The following is a 23,146-nucleotide window of genomic DNA, read 5'->3' as shown; positions in this document are numbered from 1 at the left end:
TCAGGTGGGCTTCGACACCGAGGCGAGGATCTCGGGGAAGCGCTGGAAGCCGATCGTCGCGCCCAGCCTGCGCCCGCCCCACGCCACCACGAGCCCGTAGGGTACGGCCAGCGCACTCCACCACGACACGCCGAGCAACACCGGCAACGCGACGGGAAGCGCCAGCACACTGGTGGCCAGCATCGCGCCGAACGACCCGGCGAACGCCGCCCCTCCCTGGCCCGGCGCGGCGCCGGTGAAGGCGTTCATCCGGTCGGGCACGGTGTAGGGCACCGTCACCGTCGTCACCGCGCCCGCGCCGAGCCCGGCGCCGTAGACGCCCCAGCCGGTCAGCATCGCGGGAATCGCCCAGAGCAGGTCCCCGGCGAACAGCGCGGCGCCGATCGACAGCACGGCCAGCACGGGGACCGCGATGAACGATCCGGCCAGATGCCTGCCCGCGAGGTCGGTGCGCAGCTGCCGGTCGGTGCCGTAGACGACGGAGTTCATCCACAACGACCTGCCGTCGACGCCGAAGGCGTTGCACTGCTGCAGGCTCATCATGACCGCGCCCAGGCAGGCCGGTCCGATGGCGACCCAGGCGCCGCGCGGGCCTTCGGCGCCGTTGGCCATGACGAAGGCCAGGACCGCGGTGACCGCGATGGCGGAGAACCAGCCGATGCGCCCGCGCGGGTCGCGTCTGGCGTACTTGAGCTCCTTCTCCACCACGGCGGTGATCTGGCCGTCGGGCAGGAAGCGCTCCAGCAGGCCGCTGGAGCGGCGCACCGACGCGGCCTGGGTCGAGGCGTCGGTCGAGACGAGCGCACGGCCGAGCGCCTTGATCCACAACCAGCCGAGCACCACGATCAGCAGGGCGACGACGGCGACCTCGGCCAGCCCGGCCCATCCGCCGTCTGCCATGGCATGCGCCAGCATCCCCGACGGCGTCCAGCGCAGCACGCCCGCCGCGCCGTCGAGCACGGCACGGGGGTCGCCCTCGATGCCGCTGTTGAGCAGCAGGTTGGGCAGCTGCCCGAGCAGCACGACGAACAGCACGGCGACGGCCAGCAGGTCACGCCCCTTACGGCTGCGCAGCAGGCCGGACAGCGCCGTGGTGATGAGCCTGGACACGACCACGCACAGCGTCAGCATGAGCAGCACGCCCACCACGCCGAGCAGGACGCCGCCGAGCCCGGCCGCCACGCCGAAGACGGCGCCCACGGTCGCGATCAGCGAGGCGGCGGGCCAGACGCCGGTGACGGAGGCGGCCAGCATGCCGGCAGCCAGCTCACGGGTACGCAGCGGGAACAGCGCCAGCTTGGCCGGGTCGAGGGTGTCGTCGACGCCGAACGCCAGCAGCGGCCCGACCGCCCAGGCGATCAGCAGCACGGTGAAGGCCACGACGGCGATGTCGGCCGCGACGTCGTGCGGGGCCAGGCGCAGCAGCGAGAACAGCAGGAAGCCGCCGCCCGCCACGGCGACGGCCGCCACCAGGGTGAAGACGAAGCCGAGCTTGCGCACGGTGTCGCCCCGTAGGTTGCCCGCGATCAGGCGCAGCTTGAGCCTGACGAACAGCGGGACGAGACTCGCCGTGCTCACTTCCGCTCACCCGATCCCAGCCAGGTCAGCCCCTGGCCGTGCTCGGGCCCGACCGGCACGCCGACGAGGTCGAGGAAGGCCTGGTTGAGGCTGCGCCCGCCGCTCACCTCGGCCAGCGTGCCCTGGGCCACGATCTGCCCGCCGCTCATCACCGAGACCCAGTCGCACAGCCGTTCGACCAGGTCCATGACGTGGCTGGAGAAGATGACGGTCGAGCCGGAGGCGGTGTAGCGCTGCAGCACCTCGGTCAGGGTGTTGGCGCTGACCGGGTCGACGCCCTCGAACGGCTCGTCGAGGAAGAGCACCGAAGGGTTGTGCAGCAGGGCGGCGGCCAGGCCGATCTTCTTCCGCATACCGGTCGAGTAGTCGACGACGAGCTTGTCGGCCGACGCGGTGAGGTCCATCAGGCCGAGAAGCTCTTCGGCGCGCTGCTCGACCTCGGCCTTGGCGATGCCCCTGAGCTGCCCGTTGTAGTGCAGGAGCTCACGCCCCGACAGCCTTTCGAACAGCCTCAGCCCTTCGGGCAGCACACCGATACGGGCCTTGACCTGTACGGGGTCGCGCCAGACATTGAACCCGCCGATCTCGGCCAGACCGCCGTCCGGGCGCAGCAGGCCGGTGATCATGCTGAGGGAGGTGGTCTTACCTGCGCCGTTCGGGCCGACGAGCCCGGCGAAGCTGCCCGCGGGCACGACGAGGTCGATCCCCGCCACCGCCACCTGCTCCCCGAATTTCTTGTAGAGACCTGCTGTCCGAACGGCGTCTGTCATACCTCACACCCTATGAGGACGAAGGTGTCAGCGGATGATTACTCTGTTCGGCATGAGCGCAGCCGAACAGGTGCCGGAGATCGACATCCACACGACCGCAGGCAAGCTCGCCGACCTGGAACGGCGCCTCGACCAGGCGGCCAACGCGGGATCGTCGAGGGCGGTCGACAAGCAGCACGCCAAGGGCAAGATGACCGCCAGGGAGCGGCTGCACGCCTTTCTCGACGAGGGCTCGTTCGTGGAGTTCGACGAGTTCGCCAGGCACCGCTCGACCAGCTTCGGCCTGGAGCGCGAGCGGCCCTACGGCGACGGCGTGGTGACCGGTCACGGCACGGTGGACGGGCGGCCGGTGGCGGTGTTCAGCCAGGACTTCACCGTGTTCGGCGGCTCGCTCGGCGAGGTGTTCGGCGAGAAGATCGTCAAGGTCATGGACCACGCGCTCAAGACCGGGTGCCCGGTGGTCGGCATCAACGACTCGGGCGGCGCGCGCATCCAGGAGGGTGTGGTCTCGCTCGGGCTCTATGCCGAGATCTTCAAGCGCAATGTGCACGCCTCCGGGGTGATCCCGCAGATCTCGCTGGTCATGGGGCCGTGTGCGGGCGGCGCCGTGTACTCCCCCGCGCTGACCGACTTCATCCTGATGGTGTCGGAAAAATCACACATGTTCATCACCGGGCCCGATGTCATCAAGACGGTGACGGGCGAGGAGGTGAGCTTCGAGGAGCTCGGCGGCGCGCACACGCACAACTCGCGTTCGGGCGTGGCCCACTACGAGGCCGCCGACGAGGCCGACTGCCTGGATTTCGCCAAGGCCCTGCTGTCCTACCTGCCCTCCAACAACCTGGACGAGGCCCCGGTCCTGGCCGCACACCCCGACCTGGAGGTGGGCGAGGAGGACCGCGAGCTGGACACGCTGATCCCCGACTCGGCCAACCAGCCCTACGACATGCTCACGGTGATCGAGCACGTGCTCGACGACGGGGACTTCCTGGAGGTCCACGCCCAGTTCGCACCGAACATCGTGGTCGGTTTCGGCCGGGTCGAAGGCCGCTCGGTGGGCATCGTTGCGAACCAGCCGATGAGTTTCGCCGGAACGCTTGATATTGCCGCATCCGAAAAGGCCGCGAGATTCGTCCGAACATGTGATGCCTTCAATATCCCCGTGTTGACATTTGTCGACGTTCCGGGATTCCTCCCCGGCACCGACCAGGAATGGAACGGAATCATCCGGCGCGGCGCCAAGCTCCTCTACGCCTACGCCGAGGCCACCGTCCCCCTGGTCACGGTCATCACTCGCAAGGCGTACGGCGGCGCCTACGACGTCATGGGGTCCAAGCACCTCGGCGCCGACATCAATCTGGCCTGGCCGACCGCCCAGATCGCGGTCATGGGCGCGCAGGGCGCGGTCAACATCCTCTACCGCCGCGAACTCGCCGCCGCCGAGACGCCGGACGCCGAGCGCGCCAGGCTCGTCACGGCCTACGAGGACACGCTCGCCAATCCCTATCTGGCCGCCGAGCGCGGCTATGTGGACAAGGTGATCAGGCCGTCCGAAACCCGGCCGCAGATCGTCAAGGCGTTGCGTGCCCTGCGCAACAAGAGGGCCACCCTGCCGCCGAAGAAGCATGGGAACATCCCTCTATGACGGAGCTCAGGATCGTACGCGGCGACGCCACTCCCGAGGAGATCGCGGCCTTGGTCGTGGTGCTCGCCGCACGGGGCGATGAAACGGCGTCTCCGGCCGAAGAGCGCCCCCAATCATGGCGAAACCCGGCAAGAGGGATGCGTAAGCCGCTGTCCCCGGGGAAGTCTGCCTGGCGCGCCGGCGCGTTGCCGTAGATAGATCCGTGGAAACGCGTGTCAAGTTCCTCAAGAGTTGGGACTATCTAGAAAAGTAGGCGTATATAGTCAGCCGATCAACGTGCACTGTGCGGCGTGGAGGACGACATGGGCATCCCGGACCTTCTGCCGCATCCTGTGGCGGCTAAGTATGCCGTCCTTGTCGACGTCGGTTATCTGTATGCTGCGGCGGGCGAAGTTCTCCTGGGCGCGAAAGAGCGCAAGGAATACCGTGTCGCCGCCGACGAACTCATCCAGGCGCTGCAGAAACACGCTGAAGAGCGCATATCGGGTGAGCTGCTCCGCATCTATTGGTACGACGCCGCCCGCGACCGCGTGCCCACCGTCGACCAACGGGTGATCGCCCAGCTCCCCTGGGTCAAGGTACGGCTGGGCAACCTCAACGCGCGTGGTCAGCAGAAGGGCGTCGACGCCCAGATCAGGAGCGACCTGGAGGCCCTGGCCAGACACCACGCCGTCACCGACACCATCCTGCTGGCCGGCGACGAGGACATGGTCCCCGCCGTCGAGGCCGCCCAGGCCTACGGCGTGCGCATCCACCTGTGGGGCGTGGAGCCGCCGTATGGCACCAACCAGGCCGAACGGCTGGTCTGGGAGTCGGACACGGTCGAGGTGATCTCCGCCGACTTCCTGCGCGCCTACTTCAGCAGGGCGCCGCAGCCGGTCGTCGTCACACCGCCCGCCGCGGTGGCCCCCTCGCCCGCCCAGGTGTTCGCCGGAAGGGCTCCGGTCAAGCCCGCGGTCAAGCCCGGCCAGGTGGCCAAGCTCGGGCCGAGCAGGCCCAGGGTCGAGGACGTCGGCGAGCACGTGGCGCAGAAGTGGATCCTCACCCGAGGCCGCGACAACATCCGCGATCTGCTGCCCGGGCCGATCCTGCCGACGGTCATCGACACCGAACTGCTCATCGAGGCGGAGAAGGAACTCGGCCACTCGCTGCGCCCCTATCCCGAGGCGCGGGTGTGGCTGCGCGACGGCTTCTGGGCCCGGGTATATCGCGAGTTCGACCTGGGCGTCGGCGTGTCGAGCAAGTAGCCGGGCCGCACGCGTTCAGCAGCGCACATGTCGGACACGTGGCCGGGCCTCACGCGTTGAGCAGGGCCTCGGCGACCTGCGTGCGGGCGTACATGACGTAACGGCCGGTGCGGTGCGCGCTGACCAGGCCCGCCCTGCGCAGGGCGGTGAGGTGCTGGCTGGCGCCCGGCTCCGACAGGCCGGTGCGGCGGGCAAGCTCCTGGGTCGAGGCCGGTTGGCCGAGCTCGGCCAGCAGTGCGGCCCTGGCCCGGCCGAGCACGGCGGCCAGCGCCCGCGGCGGGTCGGCGGCCTGTCGTTCCCAGAGGGTCGCGATTCCGCGCGGCACGTACCTCAGGGTCGGCTGCCATGGCGGCACCGTGATCGAGAACACCCTCGGCCAGGCGAACACCGACGGCACCAGCAGCAGCCCGCGCCCACCGAGCGGCCTGACCCCTTCGCAGTGCCGGTTGAGCAGCCGCAGCCGCTCGCCGTCCCACGACACGGCGGCGTCCAGGCCGTCGAGCATCCGGCTCACCCCGCCCTCGGCCAGCGCCCTGGCCCGATACATCAGGTCGCCTTCGAGCAACGTCCTGATCCTCGGCCAGTACGGCAGCAGCGCCGCGTCCCAGAACGCCCTGATCTCCTGCGAAAGGCGTTCCAGACCGGCGACGGGGTCGGCGCGCAACGCCGCGAGAGGCCCGGTGTCGGGCAGGCCCGCCAGGTCGAGCTCGGCCCGGACGCCGTCGGCGAGTGCGCGCATCCCGGCGAGTTCGAGCTCCAGGTCGGGCACCTGGGTGGCGGGCGGCGGGCTGACGAATCCCACGATCGACACCGTCGGCACCGGCACCAGGTCGCCGAGCAGCCGCCAGTCGACATCGGCCACCCGCCTGCGCACCTGCTCGGCCCACGGCCGGTTCACACTGTGCGCGGCCGGGTCCTTCAGCACCCGCACGGCGGCCACCACCTCCCACAGCGGCGACAGCGCGAACCTGGTGGCCGCGACGTCCTGCGGGGTGAAGACGAGCTCCAGGCTGGGCACGGATTCCATCCTGCCTTAATCAGTGGCCGTCCGGATCCGTGTCCGCCCATCGTGTGGGCCATGCCGCTTCTGCGTGACGCCGACTTCCGCTCGCTCTATCTCGCCTCCGCCGTCAGCCAGCTCGGCGGCCAGGTCGGGTACGTGGCGCTTCCCCTGCTCGCCGTCACGGCGCTGGGCGCGGGAGCCGGGCAGGTCGGGCTGCTCAGCGCGTTGAGCACGATCACCGTCCTGCTGCTCGGGCTGCCCGCGGGGGCGTGGCTCGACCGGACGCGCAGGCGGCCCGTCATGATCGCGGCCGATCTCGGCCGTGCCGCCGTCCTGGCCTGGGTGCCCGTGGCCTGGTGGCTCGACCTGCTGACGATGGAGCAGCTGTACGTCGTGGCCGTCGCGACCGGGGTCGGCACCCTGCTGTTCGACGTCGCCTCGCTCAGCATGGTGCCGTCCCTGGTCGGGCGCGAACGGCTCACCGAGGCCAACTCGCTGCTCGTCGGCACGGGGGCGGGCATGGACATCGGCGGCAGGAGCCTGGCGGGGCTGCTCGTCCAGGTCGCGGGGGCGCACACGGCGATCGGCTTCAATGTCGTGACGTACCTGGGATCGGCGTTCGGCCTGCGGATGATCAGGCGGCCCGAGCCCGAGCCCGGCGCCTCGGCCAGGGCGCCGATGCTCCCTACGATCATCGAAGGGGTGCGTTTCCTCGCGGGTGAGCGCACGCTGGTCGCCGTCGCGGCGCAGGGCGCCATGACGAACCTGGCCTTCCCGCTCACCACCGTGCTGCTGCCGGTGCTGCTCGTCACCGATCTCGGGCTGCCCGCGTGGACGCTCGGCGCGTTCCTGTCCGTGGGCGGGCTCGGTGCGCTGGCGGGGTCGGCCACCGCCCATCTCGTCAGGCGACGGCTCGGCCGGGGGCGTGCCGTGTGGCTGGTCGGCCTGCTCACCTCTCCGGCCGCACTGCTCGTGCCGCTCCTGGACGGTGGTGCGATGCTCTGGGTGGCCGCCGCGGCGTGGTTCGTGCTGACGTACCGGACCGGGTTGAACAATGTGCTGCTGGTCAGTCTGCGGCAGGAGATCACGCCGGATGCGATGCTCGGCAGGCTGAACGCGACCATGCGGGTGATCCTCATGGGGGCCGTCGGGGTGGGCGGGCTGCTGGCCGGGGTGATCGGCGAGGTGTGGGGCGTCAGGGCGGCGCTGTGGGCCGGGGCGGTGCTCATGGGGCTGAGCTGGACGCCGTTCCTGCTGTCTCCCGTGCGGTCCGAATCCCGCTGACGCACGGTCGACGGTGAGGTCCGAAACCCGCCGGTCGGGGGTCGCCTGCAGGGGTTAGATTCGATGACATGACCGCTACAGAGCTCGACTTCGACGCCTGCTACCGCGCCGTGTCCGCGCGCGACGCGCGGTTCGACGGGCGCTTCTACACGGCGGTGACCTCCACCCGGATCTACTGCCGTCCGATCTGTCCCGCGCGCACGCCCGCCTCGCGCAACGTGCGTTTCTACCGGCACGCCGCCTCCGCCGAGGCCGCCGGGTTCCGCCCGTGCAAGCGGTGCAGGCCCGAGCTCAGCCCCGGCGATCCCGGCTGGGACGTCAGGGGCGACGTGATCGGCCGTGCGCTTCGCCTCATCGACAGGGGCGACGCCGACGACAGCGGCGTACACGGCCTGGCCACCCGGCTGCACATCACCGAAAGGCACCTGCACCGGCTGTTCGTCGCCGAACTCGGCGTCGGGCCGCTCGCCGTCGCCAGGACCAAGCGGCTGCTGCTGGCCAAGCAGCTGCTGACCGAGACCGCACTGCCGATCACCGACGTGGCCTTCGCCTCGGGGTTCGGCAGCGTGCGGCAGTTCAACGCCACGATGAAGGAGACCTACGGCTTCACGCCCAGCGAGCTGCGCGCCACCTCGGGCCCGGCCGCCGCGCGCACGGCCGAGCCGCAGGAGCCGGGCGGCGCCGCCGTGCTGCGGCTCAAGCTGCATCGGCGTGAGCCCTACGACGTCGCCGCCGTCTTCGCCTATCTCAAGGCCAGGGCCGTACCCGGTCTGGAGGTGGCGCACGACGCGTCCTACAGCAGGGTGGTGCCGGGCGGCAGGCTCACCCTCACGCCCGTCGCCGGGTACTTCGCACTCGACGTCACGCTCGACGACACCCGGCAGCTGGCCAGGATCGTCGCGGGCAGCCGTCGCCTGCTCGACCTGGACGCCGACCCCGAGTCGATCGACGAGGCGCTCGGCGCGACGGCGCTGCGGCCGTTGGTCGAGTCCAGGCCCGGGTTGCGGGTGCCCGGCGCTTTCGACGGGTTCGAGCTGGCGGTGCGCGCGGTCGTCGGGCAGCAGATCTCGGTCGCGGGCGCGTGCACGATCCTCGGGCGCGTCCTCGCGCGCGCGGGCACGCCCGTGGCCGACGGCATGCGGCTGTTCCCTTCGGCGCAGGCGCTCGCCGACGCCGATCTGAACGGGCTCGGCCTGACGACCAGGCGTGTGGGCACGCTCAAGGATCTCGCCGAGCGGGTCGCGTCCGGTGAGATCGACCTCGACGGCGGCCAGGATCCGGCCGAGGCCGTACGCCATCTGCTGCACGTGCCCGGCATCGGCCCGTGGACAGCCAGCTACATCGCACTGCGGGCGTTGCGCGACCCCGACGCCTGGCCTGAAGGCGACCTCGGCCTCAAGCGGGCCATGGCCGCACTCGGCATCTCCGGCGACCACATCGAGCGGTGGCGCCCCTGGCGGGCCTATGCCGCACTGCACCTTTGGAGCTCCGAATGATCGACGCCCAGACCCTGCCCACGCCCATCGGCCCGCTGGCCCTGCTCGTACGCGACGGCGTGCTGGTCGCGGCCGGGTTCACCGCCGACCCCGACGAGATGTTCGTCAGGCTCTCGCCCGCCCTGCGTGCCGAAGGGCTGCGCCTGGTGGACGACCTCGGCGACGTGACCAAGGCCGTCACCGCCTACTTCGACGGCGACCTCGACGCCCTCGACGCCGTGCCCGTCGACCAGCCCGGCACCGCCACGCGCAAGCGCCTGCACCAGTCGCTGCGCGAGGTGAAGGCCGGCACCACGGTCTCCTACGCCGAACTCGCCGAACGCGCCGGCCTCCCCCGCACCGCCGCCCGCGCCGCCGGCTCCGCCTGCGCCCAGAACCTCATCGCCCCCTTCGTCCCCTGCCACCGCGTCCTGCCGTCCACGGGCGGGTACGGGGGGTACTACTACGGCGTGCCGGTGAAGGAATGGCTCCTGGCGCACGAGTCGGGGAAGATCTGACCAACGTCTGAGGGCGGCACGGTGAGATCCCGTGCCGCCCTCGATCGTCAGGCGTTCGCGAGTGATGCCGTGCGCCTGAGCTGCAGGCCCGCCGCCGCCGCGACCAGCAGTCCTCCCAGCCCCAGCAGTGCCGCCACCCAGGCCGGGGACGTGTATCCGAATCCCGCGTCGATGGTCAGCCCGGCCAGGAAGGCGCCGATGGCGTTGCCCAGGTTGAAGGCGGCGATGTTGGCCGCCGAGGCCAGGGTGGGGGCGCCGGAGGCGGCGTCGAGGACGCGGGTCTGCAGGGGGGCGACCGCGCCGAAGGCGGCGGCGCCGAAGAGCACGACGGTGACGACGAAGGCGATCTGGGAGCTCATCGTCAGCGCCAGGACGACGGCGAGCGCGCTGAGCAGGGCGACCGAGCCGTAGATGCTGGGCATGAGGTGACGATCGGCCAACCGGCCCCCGACGAGGTTGCCCACGACCAGCCCGACGCCGAACAGCGCCATGACGATCGGCACGGCCCCGGCGGAGAAGCCCGCGACATCCGTCATCATCGGCGCGACGAACGTGATGACGGTGAAGACCGGCGCGAACCCGAGCACGGTCATCCCGAGCGCCAGCCACACGGCCGACGACCGAAACGCCGCGAGCTCCTTGAGCAGGCCGCCGCCTTCGGGACGAGGCTGCCTGGGCACCAGGAAGGCGACCCCGGCCAGCCCGACCAGCCCGATGGCGGTGACGACCCAGAACGTGGCACGCCAGCCCAGGTTCTGGCCGATCGCGGTGCCGAGCGGCACGCCGAGCACGTTGGCCAGGGTGAGCCCGGTGAACATGAGCGCGATCGCACTGGCACGCCGATGCGGCGCCACCAGGCTGGCCGCGACCACCGACCCGACGCCGAAGTAGGCGCCGTGGGAGAAGGCCGCGAGGATGCGCCCGGCCATCAGCACGCCGTACCCGGGCGCGAGCGCCGACAGCAGGTTGCCCGCGATGAACAGCACCATGAGGCCGAGCAACATCGCCTTGCGCGGCATGCGCGAGCCGAGCGCGGTCAGAACGGGCGCGCCGATCACCACACCGAACGCATAACCGGAGACCAGCAGTCCGGCGCTCGGGATACTGACCCCGAAGTCGGCCGCGAGTTCCGGCAGCAGTCCGTTGATGATGAACTCGGTCGTGCCGATGCCGAAGGCGCTGATCGCCAGCGCGAAGAGGGCGAGAGGCATGAGGACCGCCAAAGGGTAGAGTGGAACTACAAGCCGATAGTGAGCGCCCGCAATAGTTGCAGACGCCGACTATATGACCACACATGTACCTCGCATGCCAATCCGACCCCAAGGAGTGTGAGCGATGACACTGGCCGACGACGCCGTCGAGGCACGCGCGCAGGGCTGGCGTACCCTCGCCGCCCTGCACGCCAGGATCGAGGAACGGCTCGAACGCGCACTGCAGGCGGCGCACGAGCTGAGCGTGAGCGAGTACACCGTGCTCGACGTGCTCGGCCGCCAGGACGGCTGGCACATGCGCATGCAGCAGCTCGCCCGCGCCGTCGTCCTCAGCCAGAGCGCGACCACCCGGCTGGTGAGCAGGCTGGAGCAGCGCGGCCTGCTGTCGAGGTACCTGTGCGGCGACGACCGCAGGGGCATCTACACCGAGGTCACCACGGCGGGCCGCAGCCTGCTCGCCGCCGCGCGCCCGGTGCACGACCAGGTCCTCGAACAGGTGCTGACCGAGGCCGCCGCGATCCCCGAACTGGCGCCGCTCGCCGCCGTCGTGGCCGCGAGCCGCAGCGCCGTCTAGGGCTTGACGTTGCTCTGCACCTCGCCGACCGGCACGTCGCGGGTGGCGCTCGCCTCGACCGGGTCGTAGGCGAACGGCACGACGGAGTCCTGCACCTCGATCGGCCACACGGCCGTCACGGTCAGCACGTAGACCTCACGCGGCTGGTCGATCGACGAGCGCAGATAGCGCACACCGCAGCTGAAGGCCGCGCCCTTGGCATAGGGCGTGCCGGTGGAGCCGCAGTTGGTCTTGACCTCGGCCCGCGCGGCCGTCGTGCCCGAGTCGATCTTGATGTCCTCCAGCGTCGCGGTGACGGTGGCGGACATGACGCCCGGGATCGACGCCGTGACCGAGCGGGTCGTCGCGCCGACGCCTTCGAGCCAGACGAACGTCGGCAGGTTCACATAGCTCTTGGCGTCGGGACTGAGCTTGATCTGCGGCTCGGGCACCGTGAGCGCCGCCCTGGCGAGGTCGGCCAGCTCCGCCAGCGTGATCCCCGAGGGCGGCGTCGAACCCGGCGGCACCCAGACGAACTGGTCGAGCGCGCCCCAGCAGGCCGCACCCTTGGGGTCGGCCTCGTTGTACGCGGGGACCCACCAGCGGCCCGGCTTGCCGATCTGGTCCTTGAACTGCTTGAGGAACCGCTCGAAGTCGGCGTCGCTGCCCTGCGGGTTCATCCGGAACCACCAGGCGCGCACGTCCTCCTGCGACTTGAGCATCTCGCTCGCGTCGGGCCCGGGTTCGTACCAGCACGGGCGTTTGACGGTGTAGCCGTCGCCCTTGCCGCCCTTGGTGCCGTTGCCGGAGATTATGATCTTGGAGTTGAACAGGTTGACGCCCGCCGTGTTGCCCTTCTGCCAGCCTTCGCCGTGCGCACCGCCGGGATCGAAGGCGAGCAGGCCCGCCAGCAGCAGCGAGAACAGTCTCATCGGGCGCATCCCTTCGCACGGTCGTCGGGCAGCTTCGCATGCCGGAAGGCCTTGATCCGCCAGACGCCGTCGTCACCGCGATGGGTGACCATGGCCTGGAGGTACGGCGCGCGGGTCCAGTGCGGCTGGGTCGGCACCGCCCTGCCGGTGACGGCCGAGGTCAGCCGCATGCCGGTCTCGTCCACACAGGCGTTGATCTGGGCGCCACCGCCTTCGACCGCCGTGACGTTCATCGAGTAGATCTTCGCGGTGCCCCTGACCGAGCGCTTGTCGGTGAAGAACTCGTGCACCCACAGGTACGCCTCGCGTCCGGCGGGCTCCTGGACCAGACCGAGATAGGCGGTGTCGCCGCCCTTGGTGACGACGGCCTTCCACATGGCGAGGTACAGCTCGGTGTAGGCGCGCATCAGATCGCCGTGCACCGGGTCGGCGACGACCGGCCGCTCGATCTGCACGGTGAGCCTGGAGCCCAGCTTGACGGTCTCGACGGAGGGAGTCGGCGCGAGCGTGCCCGCGTTCGCCGAGCCGGAGGCGTGCACGGCCGTACCCGGAACGAAGGGTGGGTCGGTGTCGGTGCCGCAGCCCGCGCCGAACAGGACCAGCGCGAGCAGGCCAACCCGCCATCTCATGGCGATCACGCTAGAACCGCCGACCAGGACACGACCAGCGATATGCGATGTTCGGCATGAATCATCCCTGCCTCCGGCGTCATGCGGAGCTCTCCCTCACCACATGGATCCGCCAGGTCGGCAGCAGATCGTCGATCAGAGCCTCGGTCTCAGGTGCCATGCCCGCGCCGTAGGGATGGGAGGCCGAACGCCTGCTCAGCCCGTCGACCACGGCCCGCATCCGCAGCGGGTCGCCGGTCGCGTGCGTGGCCCGCAGCAGGTCGCGCCACAGGCCCTCGTCGTCGGCGGCCAGCAGCAACGCCGCCCGCACCGCCCCGACCGCGCGGTCGGCCTCGTCGTGCGCCATGTGGATCTCGCACAGTCGGTGCCCGGCGTCGGCCACACCGGCGGCCACGTCGTACTCCAGCTCGTCCGCCGCCAGCCACGAGTAGCGCCCGCGCGGTCTTCCGGCCAGCAGCGGGCCCCTGACCAGGCCGAGGGCGCGCTCCAGCAGGACGGCTCTGGCCGTCACGTCGCCGTGCGAGCGGCGTACGAGCTCGCGGAACAGCGCCCAGTCGGTGCGGACGTGCGGGCCGAGCCGTAGCCTGCCCGCCTCGTCGGTGTGCAGGTGGGGGTTGCCGTCCTCGTCCTCGCCCAGCCAGTCGGCGACCCTGGCGATCGTCGCGTCGCGTACGACCGACTGCACGCCGCGCGGCCACAGCACACCGCCGAGCACGACGGGATGCACACCGCCCGGATGGGTGGAGAGGTACACCAGCAGCTCGGTGGCCAGGGCCATCCGGCCCTCCTCCATCGGCTTGGCCCCGGCGACCTCGATCGGGCCGAGCAGCTTGATCTCCACCTGCGGCGGGAGCATCTCCTCCATCGGCGGCTCGTCGGGCATCGCCTCGCCCTCGAAGTGCACCGCCGTGCCGAACAGGTCGATGAGCGCCTGGTAGTGCCGTACGGGCAGCAGCTGGGCCGTCACCTCGAACCCGAGCTCGGGGATCCTGGCGATGCCGTCCTCGGTGATCTCCAGCGTCCAGGTGGCGTGCGGGATCTCACCGGTGACCACATAGCCGCCGCTGTCGGTGCGGGCCAGTTGGGCCAGCCTGCGCGCCTCCTCGGGCGTCGGCGCGACGGCCGACAGCAGGTAGTGCGCCTTGCCCGGTGTGCCGCCGATGCGACCGGTGAGCACCTGGGCGCGCGGCTCGGCCTGCTCCTCCAGCTCGGGCAGCACCTCGGCCAGACTGCCCGCGATCCGGATACGGTCGGGCGCGATCACGTCGAGCGCCTCGCCGAACCCGACCAGCGTCAGCCGCATCTCGTCCGACCACCGGTTCGTCGCCAGCTCGACCGCCAGTGCGGCCAGCGCGGCGGCGGTCTGCGGCCCGCGAATGTTGATCAGCCCCTGCGCCGCCTCCAGGTCGATCAGCACCCGCCCCGAGGCGTCGGCCCCCAGCGAGACCAGCCCCGGGTACGGCGCGCCGCCGCTCTGGTCGGCCAGCAGCCTGCCCTCGTGCGCGGCCAGCCGCCAGACCTGGCCGCCGTCGTGCGCCGTCCACGGCAGCGGCGCCTCGGTGTCGGGCGGGTGGATCCACAGATCGAGCGTGCGCGGCGACAGGTGGGCCGCGTAGATGGTCGGCGGCGTGCGCTCCTGCGCGGCGAGTTCGGAGCCGAGCAGGCGCAGGCCGCTGTCGAGCATCCGGGCGCCGGGCGCGTCCGCGCCGAGCCTGAGCGCGACCTCGGCCGTGGCCGCGTCGTCGCGCGGTCTGGTCAGGCGGTGCCCGAACGCCCTGCGCCACAGCTGCTCACGCCTGCGCCTGCCGAGCGCGGCCAGCAGCCCGGCGGCGGCCAGGGAGGCGCCCGCCAGGTAGTCGACGAGGTCGAGCGCGGGCTGGGAGTCGCCCGGCTCGCCGCTCTCCTGCGCCGGGATCGGCGATTTCGCCGGGGGTTCGGCCTTCGCCGGTTGCTCCGCCTTCGCGGGTGGCTCGGCTTTCGCCTCGGGTTCGGCGGGGGCCAGCCACTCCTCCAGGGGGAGGGACTCGGCGGCGTCGGGCAGGCGTGGTGCGGGCACCGCCTCCGGCCTGGAGACGACCTGCTGGGAGGAGCCGTCGAGCTCGGCGGGCTTGCCCGGGTTCTCCTTCAGGGTGCGTTCGCGCTGCTGGCCTTCGGGCACGATGTGCACATTGACCGCGTCGTCCGGCATGTCGAGCACCCAGCCGGGCCTGATCAGATCGGCCATGTGCAGCTTGCTGCCGTCCGGCTGCTGCTTGTGCTCGTTGAGCTTGAAGATCTCCGGGTAGCGCCGTCCCTCGCCGAGACACTTCTCCGCGATCTCCCACAGACTCTCGTGGTGGCGTCCGTGCGGCGGCTGGACCACGTAGACCTTCTTGGCCTTGCGCAGCTCCAGCGTGCCCTGCTCGGCGACGGGCGCGGAGTACACCACGCTCACGGCGGGCGGCGTCGCGTCGGCCGGCGTGCCGATCTTGGCGATCGGCACGGCGACGGCTCCCGCGGTGAACAGCAGCAACGCCGCCGACACCAGGCGATTGGCCAGCACCTGCGTGCCGCCCGACAGCGGAACCCTGGCCGGCATGCCGATCCTGCGCACCCCGGCGTAGAGCTCGACCAGCACGCACACGGTCAGCTGCAGCCAGGCGAGCCAGACGAACAGGACGAGGATCGCCACGATCGTGCTGGTGCCGACCTGGCTGGTCAGCAGGTCGAGGTCGAGCAGCTCGGGTGCGACCGGCGGGCCGACGAGCGTCAGCAGGGCGTAGGGCACGCCGCCCAGCAGCGCGGCCAGGATGACGAGCGCGCCGAGCCCGGCCAGCACGTCGCCCGCCGTACGTTTGACCGGAATGCGGGCGGCGGGGTGCTTGCGCGGGCCCTGCGGGTCGTTGATCGGGCGGCCCGGCCTCTTGGTGGGCGGGTCCCCGCTCGGGCGGGCCGGATCGGGGAGTCGCTTACCGCCCGGCGGACGTGCGGGCTCTCGCGTCGGCATCGCCACTCCCTTCCTCTCCAGCGTGATCCCCGGCTGTCCCTCCCGGCCACCCACAGGACCGTTTCGGTCTGACTCCCCGCCGTGTTACACCGGCCGTCGCGCTCACCTGGCCTCCGGTCCGGCGGTGGCCTCGGCCTTCATGTCCGAGCCGGGGAAGCCGAGCGCGCTGAGGAAGAACGCCGTCCACTTCACGCTCACCTCCACCGTGACCTCCTCCGCCGCGCCGCCCACCGAGCACGATCCGGTGGCCACCTCGTCCTCGCCGTGCGCCGAGACGATCTCCTCGGCCCGGCCGCACACCTCGCCCTCGCCCAGCAGTCTGGCCTTGCCCGTCGATCTGAGGTACTCCACGTCGATCTCGTCGGCTCCGGCCCGCGCCGCCTGCTCGGCGATGTCGGCGGCGCGCAGTCTGGCGTTGATCGCCGCTCCACCGTCCACCAGCAGTCCGGCGAGCAGGAAGACGATCACCGAGAAGATCACGGTGAACACCGACATCGACCCCCTGTCGGAGCCCGCCGACGCCCTCACTCGACCCTCCTGAACCGCTCCAGTGGCACGACCGCCGTGCCCGTCATCGTCTTGCCGATCCCGAAGCCGAACAGCTCCAGGTCGAGTTCGCAGGTGACCTCGGCCTCGACCTGGCCGCCCGCCTTCCACTCGGTGCCCGACAACGAGGCCTTCGCCCCTTCGCACTCGCCGTCCAGCACGTCCTCGACCGTGGCCGTGGCCGCCTCCTCGGCGTCGGCCATCGTGCGCTGCACCGAAGCGGACCTGGCGGCGTCGCGCGCGGCGCCGTTGACCTCGCCCTGCGCCTCGACCAACCGGCCCGCTCCCGCCAGGAACATGAGGAACAGCAGGAACACCGGCGCCAGCATGACCGTCTCCACCGCCATGGAGCCGCGATCGGCCCTTCTCAGCCGCACTCGCCACTCCCGTCGTCCGGGCGGAAACACTCGATCGGCCCGCCGTAGGAGGCCGTGATGGTGAAGGTCAGCTCGGGCAGCAGCGGGATCACCGCGACGCCCTGGCCGGTGACCGTGACCCAGCGCTCGTCGCCGTCCTTCTCCTGCGCCTCCGCCTCGACCTCGGTCAGCAGCTTGGGCCCGATCGCCGTGGCCAGGTCGACGGCACGCGCCTCGGCGTCGGCCTCCCACGACCCGGAGTCGTGCGGGGCCGCCCTGGCGATGCGCGCGCCCTCCCTGGCCGCCGCGTCGGCGACCTGACGGCCGTGGAACCACAGCGTGACCTGGACGATCAGCAGCACCAGTGCGAGCAGGACCGGCATGAGCATGGCCAGCTCGATCACCGTCGCACCCCGGTCCCTGCGGGTACGGCGTGGCGCAGCGCTACGGGTCATCCGTCTTCGCCACCGCCCGTTCCGCCGCCGCCTCCTCCGCCGAAGCTGCCTTCGAGCTCGCCCTGCTTCTGCTCGACGAGCGTCTTGATGAGCGTGGCGAGGCCGAGCGCGACCCCGGCGATGATCGCGGTGATGATCACCCACTCCACGGCCGAGGCGCCGCGTGAGGGGGCGGTGCGGGCTCGGTGAATGCGTACGCCCAGGTAGGCGACCAGGTAGACGATCCATGGATGGTTCATCATCATGACCCCAACATCTTCATAGCGGCCGGAAAACTGAGGAAGATCACGAATCCCGCGCAGAGCAGGAGCTGGGCGACGAGCATCGACTGCGAGCGTTCTCCCGCTCTGCCCTCGATCTCGGCCAGTTCACGCCTGCGCAACGTCGCCGCCCGTGCGGTGAGCGAGGCACGCACCTTGGCGCCGTCGTCGGCGACCAGGCCGAGTGCCGCCGACAGGTCGCGCAGCTCGTCGACATTGATCTCGTCGCCGAGCTGGCCGAGCGCCTGCCAAGGGGTGATGCCGACGATCCTGGCGCCGTTGAGCGCCTCGCGGATGCGGGCCATCGCCCAGTTGGGCGCGTCGCCGCTGACCGAAACGGCCATCATCAGGGCCTCGGGCACGCCCCTGCCGCCCGCCAGGTTCATCGACACCAGGTCGAGGAAGGCGCCGACCACATGGCGGAAGTCGCGGCGCTTGGAGGCCGCGTCACGCCGTACCTGGAGGTCGGGCAGGAAGAAGAACACGACGGCGATGCCGAGCGCCGCCCACAGCGGGATGGTCGCGGAGGTGCCCCACTCCATCAGCGCCAGCCAGCCGACCAGCAGCGGGAAGGCGAGCAGGCCGGAGGCGGCCAGCAGCGCCTTCGTGGCGAGGAAGCCCTCGAACGAACGGCCGACCAGGGCCAGGTCGGCCTTGGTCGAACGGGCCTCCCAGCCGCGTGCGGCGTAGAAGCGGGCCAGGCGCACGCCGAGACCGCGCCGGAACGCGCCGACCTCCTCGTCGGGCAGCACGAGCCGCAACGAAGGGGCCGTGCCCTCCTCGCGTACGGCGTCCAGGGCGATCAGCTGGGCCACCAGGCCGGGCCTGGCCGGGAACAGCGCCCTGATGAGCAGGAACAGCCCGATCCCCAGCAGCCCTCCGGCGAGCACGCCCTCAACCATGTCCGGCACCGCCCGTCGTCTCCAGCGCGCCCGTCAGCAGCCTGGTCGGCTTGTCGAAACGGGCCAGCCTGCGCATCCACGCGAACCCGGCCCCGAACAGCCCCGCGACCACGACGAGCACCGCCTGGCCGAGCAGGGATTGGTACTCCGAGACGTAGCTCGGATTGAAGACGATCAGCAGCGAGGCGAACACCACGGCGGTCAGCACCACGATCTGCACGCTGCGCCGGGTCGAACGGCGCTCGGCCTCGACCCGGCGGCGCATGTCCAGCTCCTCGCGTGCCGAGACCGCCAGCGCGCCGAGCACGTCGCGCAGGCCGGGACCGCGCAGCTTCGAGTTCAGGACGAGTGCGGCGATCACCAGGTCGGCCGAAGGGTCGTCCAGCTCGTCGGCGAACAGCCGCAGCGCGTCCGGCAGCGCCATCCTGGTGTGCAGCCGGTCGACCAGGGCCCGCAGATGCGGCTTCAGCGCCGGGGCCGCAGCCCGGATGGAGGAGGGGATCGCCTGTTCGAGCCCGGCGGCACCGGCGATCGTGTCGCGCAACGACTCCGTCCAGGCGGCCAGCCCCTCCAGCCTGTGCATCGCCGTGCGCTCCTCGGCCGCGCCGCCCGTCAGGCCGCCCCACGCCAGGATCAGGGCCGCACTGCCCACCGCCATGACCGGCCAGCCGGTGAACACCAGCACGAGCACCGACGTCGCCGTCGCGATCGCCACCCGCGTCGACAGGGCCCTGACGATCTGCCGCCTGCGCGTCTTGGGCATCGCCGCCCTCGGGCGCATGCCGTACAGGCTCATCACCAGCAGGAACAGGCCGCCTCCGCAGAGGGCGCCGGAGAGCAGGGCCAGGGGGTCGAGGGGGATCATGCGTAGCCTCCGGGTGAGTACCCGTGTGCGATGAGCTCGTCCAGGCACGACAGCGGGGCGTGCGGCATCGCGGTGCCGTCGTGGCTCGGCGCGAACACCTCCGACGACAGCACGCGCCCGTCGCAGCCGTTGACCTCGCGCACGCTGGAGACGTAGCGCCGCAGCCTGCCGCCGCTGTGGTAGTCGTTGCGCTTCTCGACGAAGACCACGAAGTCGATCGCACCCGCGATGAGCATGTGCGAGGCCTCGATCGGCAGCCGTTCGCGGGCCTGCAGGGCGTAGGTGGCGATGCGGTTGAAGACCTCCATGCTGGAGTTGGCGTGGATGGTGGACAGCGAGCCGTCGTTGCCCTGGGTCATCGCGTTGAGCATCGTGACGATCTCGTCGCCGAGCACCTCGCCGACGATGACCCGCGAGGGGTTCATCCGCAGCGACCTCCTGACCAGCTCGGCCATGCTGATCTCGCCCTGGCCCTCGGAGTTGGGCAGGCGCTGCTCGAACGCGACGACGTTCGGATGCAGCTCGGGGAACTGGTCGAGGCCGAGCTCCAGTGCGCGTTCCACCGTGATCAGGCGTTCGTGCGGCGCGATCTCGTTGGCCAGCGCCCGCAGCAGCGTGGTCTTGCCCGCGTTGGTCGATCCGGCGATCATCACGTTCTTGCGCGCGGAGACCGCGGCGGCGAGGAACCTCGCCAGATCGGGCGTCAGCGTGCCGTTGCCCACCAGGTCGGTCAGGAACACCTTGCCGAGCCTGGCCCGCCTGATCGACACCGCCGGGCGCACGGTCACGTCCATCACGGCGCTGAGCCGGGAGCCGTCGGGCAGGCGCAGGTCGAGCTGCGGGTTGGCGGTGTCGAACGGGCGCGAGCTCAGGCCGGAGTACGCGGCGAGGATCTGGATGAGCTCGATCAGCTCGTCGTCGGAGTCGGCGACCGGGTCCTGGGTGAGCTCCTGGCCGTCCGCGTAGCCGACGAAGACGCGGTCGCAGCCGTTGATGTCGATGTTCTCGACGTCGGCGTCGTCGAGCAGCGGCTGCAGCCTGCCGACCCCGAACAGCGCCGCGTGGATGCCCGCGGCCAGGCCCTCCTCCTCCTCCATGGAGGGAGGGGTACGGCCTGAGCCGATCTCGTTCCTGGCGTGCTCCTCCAGGACCTGGGAGATGAGTGCCCTGGCGAACTGGCGTTCGTCCTCGCCCGTCATCGCGGCCAGGCCGTTGGCCTGGTCGATGCGGCGCTGGTGGGCCAGGCGGTCACCCACGTCCTGGCGGAACCGCTTGACCAGCGTGTGGTCGATCATCGCGGCTCACCGCCGGGCACGGGCTCGGCGCTGCCGGTCGTCCTGCCCCTGGTGACGACGCCCTGGCCGCCGGTCGGCTGCTTCTGCGGCAGCGCCTGCTGGGGCTGGGACTGGGGCTGGGGCTGTGGTTTGGCCGTCGGCGGGGCGTCGGTGTAGCGGACCTTGGCCGGGGCGGCGCTGAGGTGACCGGCCAGGCGACCGGCCAGCTCCCTGGCCGTCCTGACGAGCAGCGAACGGTCCAAACGCCCGCCCCACTGCCCGCGCAGCAGCTCCGCGCCCTTCGGGTCGTAGGCCAGACCGTGTACGAAGGCCGCGCTGGTGCCGACGATCCTGCGCACGTCGTCGATCGACGAACGGTACTGCCTGGGATCGGCGATGACGACGACGCCGATCTGCGGGCCGCGCTTGCTGATCGCCAGGCGTTCGCGCAGGTGCGCCACATGGTCGAGGCTCGCCCGCGTGAACAGCACCAGCAGTCCCGCCTCCGCGATCAGGTCGCCGATCTGCGGGTAGGCGCCGAGCCTGCCGCAGTCGGCGATCACATCGGCCTGCGGCATCGCCGCGAACGCCCGGCCGAGCGGCCCCCACATCCAGGTCAGACCGGCCGCCTGCTCGCCGTGCGTGATGCCGGCCAGCACGTCGAGGCCGCCGACGATCTTCTGTGTGTGCTCGTGGATCTGGGCGGACTCCAGGCCGCGCCTGGCGGTGGCGCCGAGGGTGAGCAGGCCCTTGCCCGGGTTCAGCACGCCGCCGTCGGCGGCGGGCAGCCGGTAGGCCAGGTCGCCGCCCGCCGGGTCGCACTCGGCGAGCAGCACGGGCCTGGGCCAGACGGCGCCCAGCGCCGTGGCGGCCGTGGTCACGCCCGGTGCGCCCTTGTCGGCGGCCAGTACGATGAGCGCCACGTCAGCGCGCTCCCGGCAGCTCGGCGACGGCGATCTCGCCCATGGCGGCATAGCCCACGATCTCCGGCGACACCGAACTGTCGACGATCACGGTCACCACGCCCGTCGAGCCGGTCCTGCCCTGCGTGGGCACGCTGTGCACCAGCGCGCTCTGCGCCAGCACCCGGCTGGCACTGGTGGTGTTGCGTCCGGGCACGTAGATCACCTGCACGCGGTCGCCCACGTCCAGCCCCGCCGGAGCCTGCCCCGGCTTGAGCGCGAGCCCCACCTTCGCCTTGCCCGGCCCGAGCTCCTGACTGGCCACCATGGTCATGTCCCTGGTCAGCAGCGTGCCCGGGATCAGCGTCACACTGGCGAACGTCTGCGCGACCGCCGCCTTGTGCTTGTACAGCACGTACTCGATGTCGGTCTGGGCGATCTGCACCTCGGCCAGCGCCGTCTCGGGAATCTGCTGCCCCGCCCCGATCTGCCTGACCACCTTGATCGCCGAAACCCGCTCCCCACTGCGCAGCACCAGCAGGGTGGTGGCGAGCGCCCCACCGAGGATGAGAAGTACGGCAAGCGCGGCCAGCGCCGGTTTGCGTTCACGGGGTGGCACTGGGAGCTTGCGCGACGCCGGGCCCGAGAGCGCGCCGCTCGCGCCCGCCGCGGTGGGCGCGGGCTTTTCGCTGGTCCTCATGGGTAGGGGGCTCCCATTGCAAATTGTGGAATTCAAGCCATTATGTGCAGGCGACTGAGAGGGTGGTAGGTAAATGGCCGGAACCATGCTCGAATCGCAGGTGGAGCTCTGTCAAGGCGAATGAGGCCATACCTAGGGTGAATAAAGGGTGGCCTTGAATGGGCGTTTTGTGATATATGTTCACGCTGGTCACATTGGGCACTTTGATTGGTGGTTATTGGGGTGGGGTGTGGGGTGGGGGTGTAGTGGCTGGTGAGGGGGGTGGGGTGGTTGTGCGGGGTGGGGGTGTGGGGGGTTGAGGTGGGTGGGATGGGGTTTGGTGGTGCGGGATGGGGTTGGGAGTGGCGGGGTGGTGGAGCGGGCGGGGTGGAGTGAGGTGGGTGGTTGGGCGTGGTGGGGTTGAGGGTTCGGAGTGGACTTCAGGGCAGGACTGTCGAGGTCGGCGAGATCGTCTCGTGGACTGTGTCCGTCGCGGCAGCCGGGTCGGCATATCCGATGCGTGCGCTGGTTCTCTCGCGTGGTCTGGTTCTCTCGCGTGGCCTGGCTCTGTCGAGTGCGCCGGCTCCGTTACGTCCGTCAGATCCGCCACGTGCGTCGCATCTGTCATGTTCGTCGTGTCCGCTACATCCATCACATGCACTGCATCCGTCACCTGCACTGCATCCGACGCGTCCATCGCACCTGTCGGGTGCGTCACGTCGTTGGGTGCGTCACGTCGTTGGGTGCGTCGCCCTCAACGAGGAGTTGCGCTGGCGAAGTGCTTACCACGGCGGTTCATGTTCATGACAGCTCGCACACATGCCCCTACGCCGGGCACGCGTCGCAAACGAACAGCACACCTCGAACACCACACAGTGAACAGCACCCCCGCGAACAGCAGTCGACGAACTGTCACAACAAACCCAGCACCACAAAAGCCCACCTGCGAACAGCAGCCCCATTCACACCGCCTCACACTCCACCGTCCGCCCTCCCCTCACCACACCCTCACGCTCCGCCCCACCCCTCAGTCCACCCAGCCCCTCCGTTAGCACCGCCCTCCCACATTCCCTCCC

At 70.8% G+C, this 23,146-nt stretch carries 23 protein-coding genes; 7 read left to right on the top strand and 16 right to left on the bottom strand.

The genetic code is table 11. From position 1 onward, the window contains the following. On the bottom strand, positions 1–1,578 hold the full coding sequence (locus ACTWNK_RS08200) for a hypothetical protein (RefSeq protein ID WP_474303254.1): 1,578 nt from the start codon (positions 1,576–1,578) through the stop codon (positions 1–3). Continuing rightward, complete coding sequence (locus tag ACTWNK_RS08195; protein WP_474303253.1) at positions 1,575–2,348, bottom strand: ABC transporter ATP-binding protein; 774 nt, start codon at positions 2,346–2,348, stop codon at positions 1,575–1,577. The genes ACTWNK_RS08200 and ACTWNK_RS08195 overlap by 4 nt, the downstream gene beginning before the upstream one ends. A 52-nt stretch (positions 2,349–2,400) precedes the next feature. Here ACTWNK_RS08195 and ACTWNK_RS08190 point away from each other — a divergent pair, with 52 nt between their 5' ends. The 3 genes from ACTWNK_RS08190 to ACTWNK_RS08180 all read left to right on the top strand — a co-directional run bounded on the left by ACTWNK_RS08190 (position 2,401) and on the right by ACTWNK_RS08180 (position 5,240). Beyond that, entirely contained in the window at positions 2,401–3,993 is a 1,593-nt protein-coding gene (locus ACTWNK_RS08190) for an acyl-CoA carboxylase subunit beta (protein ID WP_474303252.1), read from the top strand. Next, a complete protein-coding gene (locus ACTWNK_RS08185; RefSeq protein WP_474303251.1) occupies positions 3,990–4,187 on the top strand; it encodes an acyl-CoA carboxylase subunit epsilon in 198 nt (65 codons plus the stop codon). Before ACTWNK_RS08190 ends, ACTWNK_RS08185 begins: the two co-directional genes overlap by 4 nt. A gap of 96 nt (positions 4,188–4,283) precedes the next feature. Further along, positions 4,284–5,240 carry an NYN domain-containing protein gene (locus ACTWNK_RS08180; RefSeq protein WP_474303250.1) on the top strand — a complete coding sequence of 319 codons (957 nt, stop codon included), beginning with the start codon at positions 4,284–4,286 and terminating at the stop codon, positions 5,238–5,240. A 49-nt stretch (positions 5,241–5,289) separates the two neighbouring features. On the opposite strand, the gene ACTWNK_RS08175 is transcribed toward ACTWNK_RS08180, so the two are convergent. Beyond that, on the bottom strand, positions 5,290–6,258 hold the full coding sequence (locus tag ACTWNK_RS08175) for an ArsR/SmtB family transcription factor (protein ID WP_474303249.1): 969 nt from the start codon (positions 6,256–6,258) through the stop codon (positions 5,290–5,292). A 60-nt stretch (positions 6,259–6,318) separates the two neighbouring features. On the opposite strand from ACTWNK_RS08175, the gene ACTWNK_RS08170 reads away from it, so the two are divergent. The 3 genes from ACTWNK_RS08170 (at position 6,319) to ACTWNK_RS08160 (ending at position 9,520) form a co-directional block, all read left to right on the top strand. Then, on the top strand, positions 6,319–7,527 hold the full coding sequence (locus ACTWNK_RS08170; RefSeq protein WP_474303248.1) for an MFS transporter: 1,209 nt from the start codon (positions 6,319–6,321) through the stop codon (positions 7,525–7,527). A gap of 68 nt (positions 7,528–7,595) precedes the next feature. Next, positions 7,596–9,023 carry an Ada metal-binding domain-containing protein gene (locus ACTWNK_RS08165; RefSeq protein WP_474303247.1) on the top strand — a complete coding sequence of 476 codons (1,428 nt, stop codon included), beginning with the start codon at positions 7,596–7,598 and terminating at the stop codon, positions 9,021–9,023. Further along, a complete protein-coding gene (locus tag ACTWNK_RS08160; protein ID WP_474303246.1) occupies positions 9,020–9,520 on the top strand; it encodes a methylated-DNA--[protein]-cysteine S-methyltransferase in 501 nt (166 codons plus the stop codon). The genes ACTWNK_RS08165 and ACTWNK_RS08160 overlap by 4 nt, the downstream gene beginning before the upstream one ends. A gap of 47 nt (positions 9,521–9,567) precedes the next feature. Here the strand turns inward: ACTWNK_RS08160 and ACTWNK_RS08155 are convergent, their stop codons facing one another. Next, entirely contained in the window at positions 9,568–10,731 is a 1,164-nt protein-coding gene (locus ACTWNK_RS08155; protein WP_474303245.1) for an MFS transporter, read from the bottom strand. A 124-nt stretch (positions 10,732–10,855) separates the two neighbouring features. Between ACTWNK_RS08155 and ACTWNK_RS08150 the strand changes: the two genes are divergently transcribed. After that, complete coding sequence (locus tag ACTWNK_RS08150) at positions 10,856–11,305, top strand: MarR family winged helix-turn-helix transcriptional regulator (RefSeq protein WP_474303244.1); 450 nt, start codon at positions 10,856–10,858, stop codon at positions 11,303–11,305. Here the strand turns inward: ACTWNK_RS08150 and ACTWNK_RS08145 are convergent. The 12 genes from ACTWNK_RS08145 to ACTWNK_RS08090 form a co-directional block, all read right to left on the bottom strand. Continuing rightward, the gene (locus ACTWNK_RS08145) at positions 11,302–12,216 is read right to left on the bottom strand and encodes a hypothetical protein (protein WP_474303243.1); all 915 of its coding nucleotides are present in this window, start codon (positions 12,214–12,216) and stop codon (positions 11,302–11,304) included. The genes ACTWNK_RS08150 and ACTWNK_RS08145 overlap by 4 nt on opposite strands. Beyond that, positions 12,213–12,845 carry a hypothetical protein gene (locus ACTWNK_RS08140; RefSeq protein ID WP_474303242.1) on the bottom strand — a complete coding sequence of 211 codons (633 nt, stop codon included), beginning with the start codon at positions 12,843–12,845 and terminating at the stop codon, positions 12,213–12,215. Before ACTWNK_RS08140 ends, ACTWNK_RS08145 begins: the two co-directional genes overlap by 4 nt. A 79-nt stretch (positions 12,846–12,924) precedes the next feature. Continuing rightward, complete coding sequence (locus ACTWNK_RS08135) at positions 12,925–15,831, bottom strand: BTAD domain-containing putative transcriptional regulator (RefSeq protein WP_474303241.1); 2,907 nt, start codon at positions 15,829–15,831, stop codon at positions 12,925–12,927. Positions 15,832–15,933: 102 nt separating this feature from the next. Continuing rightward, complete coding sequence (locus ACTWNK_RS08130; RefSeq protein ID WP_474303240.1) at positions 15,934–16,359, bottom strand: Rv3654c family TadE-like protein; 426 nt, start codon at positions 16,357–16,359, stop codon at positions 15,934–15,936. Beyond that, on the bottom strand, positions 16,356–16,754 hold the full coding sequence (locus tag ACTWNK_RS08125; protein WP_474303239.1) for a TadE/TadG family type IV pilus assembly protein: 399 nt from the start codon (positions 16,752–16,754) through the stop codon (positions 16,356–16,358). The genes ACTWNK_RS08130 and ACTWNK_RS08125 overlap by 4 nt, the downstream gene beginning before the upstream one ends. Next, entirely contained in the window at positions 16,745–17,188 is a 444-nt protein-coding gene (locus ACTWNK_RS08120; protein ID WP_474303238.1) for a TadE/TadG family type IV pilus assembly protein, read from the bottom strand. Before ACTWNK_RS08120 ends, ACTWNK_RS08125 begins: the two co-directional genes overlap by 10 nt. Beyond that, positions 17,185–17,433 (bottom strand): hypothetical protein, encoded by a 249-nt coding sequence (locus tag ACTWNK_RS08115; RefSeq protein ID WP_474303237.1) that lies wholly within the window; start codon positions 17,431–17,433, stop codon positions 17,185–17,187. Before ACTWNK_RS08115 ends, ACTWNK_RS08120 begins: the two co-directional genes overlap by 4 nt. Continuing rightward, entirely contained in the window at positions 17,430–18,350 is a 921-nt protein-coding gene (locus tag ACTWNK_RS08110; protein ID WP_474310861.1) for a type II secretion system F family protein, read from the bottom strand. Before ACTWNK_RS08110 ends, ACTWNK_RS08115 begins: the two co-directional genes overlap by 4 nt. Further along, entirely contained in the window at positions 18,343–19,215 is an 873-nt protein-coding gene (locus ACTWNK_RS08105; protein WP_474303236.1) for a type II secretion system F family protein, read from the bottom strand. The genes ACTWNK_RS08110 and ACTWNK_RS08105 overlap by 8 nt, the downstream gene beginning before the upstream one ends. Beyond that, on the bottom strand, positions 19,212–20,510 hold the full coding sequence (locus ACTWNK_RS08100) for a CpaF family protein (RefSeq protein WP_474303235.1): 1,299 nt from the start codon (positions 20,508–20,510) through the stop codon (positions 19,212–19,214). Before ACTWNK_RS08100 ends, ACTWNK_RS08105 begins: the two co-directional genes overlap by 4 nt. Then, the gene (locus ACTWNK_RS08095) at positions 20,507–21,412 is read right to left on the bottom strand and encodes a CpaE/TadZ family protein (RefSeq protein ID WP_474303234.1); all 906 of its coding nucleotides are present in this window, start codon (positions 21,410–21,412) and stop codon (positions 20,507–20,509) included. The genes ACTWNK_RS08100 and ACTWNK_RS08095 overlap by 4 nt, the downstream gene beginning before the upstream one ends. A 1-nt stretch (position 21,413) precedes the next feature. Continuing rightward, entirely contained in the window at positions 21,414–22,091 is a 678-nt protein-coding gene (locus tag ACTWNK_RS08090; protein WP_474303233.1) for a hypothetical protein, read from the bottom strand. Positions 22,092–23,146 lie beyond the last annotated feature (1,055 nt).

Source organism: Nonomuraea sp. IBHARD001 (genome assembly GCF_056106265.1).
The sequence above is the reverse complement of the archived record's forward strand: the minus strand, read 5'-3'. Positions and strand labels throughout refer to the sequence as shown.